The organism is Streptomyces phytophilus (assembly GCF_013870535.1).
Taxonomy (GTDB): Bacteria; Actinomycetota; Actinomycetes; order Streptomycetales; family Streptomycetaceae; genus Streptomyces; species Streptomyces phytophilus.
In genome coordinates this window covers 1-5,474 of sequence record NZ_JACBXC010000320.1, presented here as the reverse complement: position 1 = coordinate 5,474, position 5,474 = coordinate 1, and the positions used below count along the sequence as shown (strand labels likewise).

At 72.6% G+C, this 5,474-nt stretch carries 1 protein-coding gene; it reads left to right on the top strand.

Annotated elements, in window-relative coordinates; all coding sequences use genetic code 11:
- The coding region (locus tag H5J30_RS15950; RefSeq protein ID WP_181788102.1) for a type I polyketide synthase at positions 1-5,474 on the top strand (5,474 nt) is incomplete at both ends.

Here is a 5,474-nt window from a genome sequence, read left to right as displayed (position 1 = left end):
GGTTCGGCAACCGGCACGTCGGCCCTCGCCGGCAGGCTGGCGGGTCTCGACGCGGCGGCACAGGACGCCGAACTGGTCGGACTCGTCCGTACCCAGGCCGCGCTGGTCCTCGGCTACGACGACGCGGCGAACGTCGACGCCGAGCAGGACTTCAAGGCGCTCGGCTTCGACTCCCTGACCGCGGTCGAACTGCGCAACCGCGTCAACGCCGCGGCGGGCGTGCGCCTCGCTCCCACGGTCGTCTTCAACCACCCCACACCCGCGCGCCTCGCCCGCCATCTGCGCGATGAAGTCCTCGGCGCCGCCACCGCCTCCGCCGCCGTGTCCGTGACCGCCGTGGATGCGGATGATCCGGTGGTGGTGGTGGGGATGGCGTGCCGGTATCCGGGTGGTGTGGGGTCTCCTGGGGAGTTGTGGGAGATGGTGTGGTCGGGGGGTGAGGGGGTTTCGGAGTTTCCGGTCGATCGTGGTTGGGGTGCGGATCTGTTTGATGCGGATCCGGGCAGGTCGGGGAAGTCGTATGCGCGTCATGGGGGTTTTCTGCACGATGCGGGGGAGTTTGATGCGGAGTTCTTCGGTGTGTCGCCGCGTGAGGCGTTGGCGATGGATCCGCAGCAGCGGTTGGTGCTGGAGGCGTCATGGGAGGCGTGTGAGCGTGCGGGTATCGATCCCGACAGCCTGCGCGGCAGCCGCACCGGCGTCTACATCGGCGTCATGTACCACGACTACGCGCCCCGCATGTCGACCGAACGGCAGGAGATCGAGGGCTACGCGCTGACGGGGAACCTGTCGAGCGTGCTGTCGGGGCGGGTGGCGTACGCGTTCGGGCTCGAAGGCCCGGCGATGACCATCGACACCGCGTGCTCCTCGTCCCTCGTCGCGCTGCACCTGGCCGCCCAGGCGATGCGCAACGGCGAGTGCGACCGCGCGCTCGTCGGCGGCGTCACCGTCATGGCGACGCCGAACACGTTCGTGGAGTTCTCGCGGCAGCGTGGGCTGTCGCCTGACGGCCGGTGCAAGGCGTTTGCGGAGGGTGCGGACGGTACGGGGTGGAGTGAGGGTGTGGGGCTGCTGCTGGTGGAGCGGTTGTCTCAGGCGCGGCGGCAGGGGCATGAGGTGCTTGCCGTGCTGCGGGGCTCGGCCGTCAACCAGGATGGTGCGTCGAATGGTCTGACGGCGCCGAACGGGCCCTCGCAGCAGCGGGTCATCCAGCAGGCGCTGGCCAGCGCCGGACTCAGCGCGGGCCAGGTCGACGTGGTCGAGGGCCACGGGACCGGCACCAAGCTCGGCGACCCCATCGAGGCGGAAGCGCTCCTCGCGACGTACGGGCAGGAGCACTCCGACGAGCGGCCGCTGTGGCTCGGCTCGATCAAGTCGAACCTCGGGCACACGCAGGCCGCGGCCGGTGTCGCGGGCGTCATCAAGATGGTCGAGGCGATGCGCCGCGGCGCGCTGCCGCAGACCCTCCACGTGGACGAGCCGAGTACACATGTCGACTGGGACGCGGGTGCGGTCGCGTTGCTGACGGAGGCGCGGAAGTGGCCGGAGACGGGTGAGCCGCGGCGTGCGGCGGTGTCGTCGTTCGGTATCAGCGGCACCAACGCGCACGTGATCCTGGAGCAGCCGGCGGACGAGCCGGTGCGCGAGGACTCCGGCTCGGACCACCTTCCGGTGGTGCCGTGGGTGGTGTCGGCGCGTAGTGCGGAGGCGCTGCGGGCGCAGGCCGCGCGGTTGGGGGAGTTCGTCGCGCAGGCCGGGGCAGAGGTGTCCCCGGTCGACACCGGGACGGCACTGCTGTCGCGGTCGGCGGGCGACTACCGGGCAGTCGTCGTCGGTTGCGACGCGGACGAACTCCTGGCCGGGCTCGCGCGGGTGGCCGAGGGCGACGCTTCGCCGGTGGCGACGGGCGGCAGCGTCGGGCTTCTGTTCACCGGTCAGGGTGCGCAGTGGCCGGGGATGGGGTCGGGGCTGACCGGCTTTCCCGTCTTCCGGGAGGCGTTCGACGAGGTCTGCGCCCAGTTTGACGGGCTGTTGAGCCGACCGCTCGGTGAGGTGCTCGCGGACACGGGTGCCGAAGGGCTCATCCATCGGACGGAGTTCACGCAGGCGGGGTTGTTCGCGTTCGAGGTGGCGATGTTCCGTCAGCTTCGTGCGTGGGGTGTGGAGCCGGGTGTTCTGGTGGGGCACTCGGTGGGCGAGTTGGCCGCTGCGCACTGCGCGGGGGTGTGGTCGCTGGCGGATGCCTGCCGTTTGGTGGCTGCCCGTGGGCGGTTGATGGATGCGCTGCCGTCGGGTGGTGCGATGGTGTCGTTGCGCGGCAGCCTGGATGAGGTCGAATCCCTGCTGGAGGGCTGTTCCAGGGTTGATGTGGCGGCGGTGAACGGGCCGCGGTCGGTGGTCATTTCCGGTGATGAGGGGGAGATCGAGGGGTTGGTGTCGCGTTGGGAGGCGGAGGGCGGCAAGGCGCGTCGTCTCCGGGTGTCTCATGCGTTTCACTCGCCGTTGATCGAGCCGATGCTCGCGGACTTCCGCCGGGTCGCTGAGGACGTCGAGTACCACGAGCCGTCCGTGACGCTGGTTTCGAACGTCACGGGTGGGGTCGCCGATGCGGAGACGGTGTGCGATCCGGAGTACTGGGTCCGGCACGTACGCCAGGCCGTCCGCTTCGCGGACGGTGTACAGGCCGCCGCCAGGACCGGCGTCTCTACGTTCGTGGAGGTCGGGCCCGCCCCGGTCCTGACCGCCATGGGACAGGAATGCCTCCCGGACGAACCCCTCCACTGGGTCGCTCTCTCCCGCGCACCGCGCGACGAGGAGCCGGGCGACGCTGCGGCCTCTCGTGCCGCCGCCGTGCTGATGTCCGGCGTGGGCTCGGCCTACGCGGCTGGGGTGCCGGTGGATTGGCGTGCGGTGTTCGGCGGGGTCCGGGGGCGGCGGGTCGCGCTGCCGACGTACGCGTTCCAGCGCCGCCGCTACTGGCTCTCCGGGCCTGTTTCCGCGGGCGACCCGGCGGGTCTGGGGCTCGGCGCGTTCGGGCACGGTCTGCTGGGTGCCGCGGTGACCGTGGCGTCCTCCGGTGCGGTGGTGCTGACGGGTCGTATCTCCCGTGCCGGTGACGGCTGGCTGACCGGGCACCGTGTTCAGGGTCGGGTGTTGGTGCCGGGTGCTGCGCTGGTGGAGATGGCGCTGCGGGCCGGGGATGAGGCCGGGTGCCCGGTCCTCGAAGACCTCACCCTGGAAGCGCCGTTGGAGCTGCCCGAGGCGGCCGGAGTGCAAATTCAGGTCACCGTCGACCCCGCGGAGGGTGAGGGGTCGGCTCGTACGGTCATCGTGCACGCCCGCCCCGACGGCGATACGGACCGTCCGTTCACCCGGCACGCCACCGGCCGCCTCACCCCCGCCGCCGACGACACGACTGGCGAGCCGTGGCAGGGCGCGTGGCCGCCCGCGGGCGCCACGGACGTCGATCTCACCGACACCTACGAATGGTTGGCCAAACAGGGCTACGAGTACGGCTCCGGCTTCCGCGGTCTGACCGCTCTGTGGCGGGACGGCTCGACCCGTTACGCGGAGGTCGTGCTGCCCGAGGAGCACTCCGGCGAGCACGGACCCGACGCCTTCGGTCTCCACCCCGCGCTCCTCGACGCCGTCCTGCACACCCTCCTCGTCGACACCGGCAACAACCCCGATGCCGGTATCCGGGTGCCGTTCTCGTGGTCCAAGGTCGCGCTGCACGCCACCGCCGCCACCCACCTGCGCGTCAAGGCGGCCCTTGTCGGCCCCGACACCGTCGAGATCACCCTGTACGACACGCAGGGCGGCCTCGTGGCCGAGGTCGGCGAGCTGACCCTGCGTACCCTGCCCGCGGGCGCCCAGCCGACCGGCATCCCCGACCACCTCTACGCCCTGCGCTGGACCCCGCAGCAGGTCCCGGCCGACGTGCCGGACCTCGCCGGCTGGGCCACCCTCGGTCCCGCCGCACCCGTCCCGGACACCCCCGCCCGGCACTACCCCGACCTGGCCGACCTCCTCACCACCGACCACCAGCCCACCGCCGTCGTCTACGCCCCCGCCCCCGGCGACCAAACCCCCACCGCCGCCCACCAAGCCGTCAACGACCTGCTCACCCACCTCCAGCAACACCTCACCGAACCCCGCCTCGCCGACACCCCCCTCGTCCTCCTCACCCGCCACGCCCACGCCCTGCCCACCGACGCGGACCCCGCGACCGATCCCGCGCACACCGCGCTGTGGGGCCTGGCGCGCTCCGCGCAGGCCGAGCACCCGGGACGTATCCACCTCCTCGACACCGACGACCACCCCGACACCCGCACCCACCTCCCGCGAGCCCTCGCCGAGGCGCTGAAGACCCCCCAACTCGCCGTCCACCACGGCACCCCGCACACCCCCCTGATCACCCGCCTCCGCGACGATCCGCCGCTCATCCCGCCCGCCGGCGCCGACGCCTGGCGGCTGGACACCGCCGCCCCCGGGACCATCGAGTCCCTGCAACTGCGGCCTGCCACCGAGGCGTTGGAGTCCCTCGCGCCCGGGACGGTACGGGTGGCCGTCCGCGCCGCCGGACTCAACTTCCGCGACGTGCTCATGGCCCTCGGGATGTACCCCGGCGAGCAGATCATGGGCAGCGAGGGCGCCGGTGTCGTCACCGAGGTGGGCCCCGGCGTGACGGACCTCGTGCCCGGCGACCGGGTGCTGGGCCTGCTGCCGCACTCGTTCGGCCCGCTGGCGGTCGCCGACCGGCGCATGCTGGCGCCGATCCCCGCCGGCTGGACGTTCGCGCAGGCCGCGGCCGTGCCCGTCGTCTTCCTGACCGCGTACTACGGCCTGCGCGACCTGGGCCGGCTGGAGAAGGGCGACTCGGTGCTCGTGCACGCCGCCACCGGCGGCGTCGGCATGGCCGCCGTCCAGCTGGCGCGCCACTGGGGCGCCGAGGTGTACGCGACCGCCGGCCCGTCGAAGCAGGGGCTGCTGCGCGAGTTGGGGCTGCCGGAGGAGCGGATCGCCTCCTCGCGCGACCTCGACTTCGCCGGGCGGTTCCGGCGCGCGTCCGGCGGCGCGGGCATGGACGTCGTCCTCAACTCGCTGGCCCGCGAGTTCGTGGACGCCTCGCTGGAACTGCTGGGCGCGGGCGGGCGGTTCGTGGAGATGGGGAAGACCGACATCCGCGACGCCGCCGGCGTCACGGAGCGGCACCCGGGAGTCGCGTACCGGGCGTTCGACCTGATGGAGGCCGGTCCGGACCGGATCCGCGAGATGCTCGCCGAGATCGTCGCGCTGCTGGAGTCGGACGTGCTCACGCCGCTGCCGCTGCGCACCTGGGACGTGCGGCGCGCGCCCGAGGCGTACCGCTTCATGAGCCAGGCCCGGCACGTCGGCAAGATCGTGCTGACCGTCCCGGCGCCACCCGACCCCGCCGGGACGGTGCTGGTCACCGGCGGCACGGGCGCGCTGGG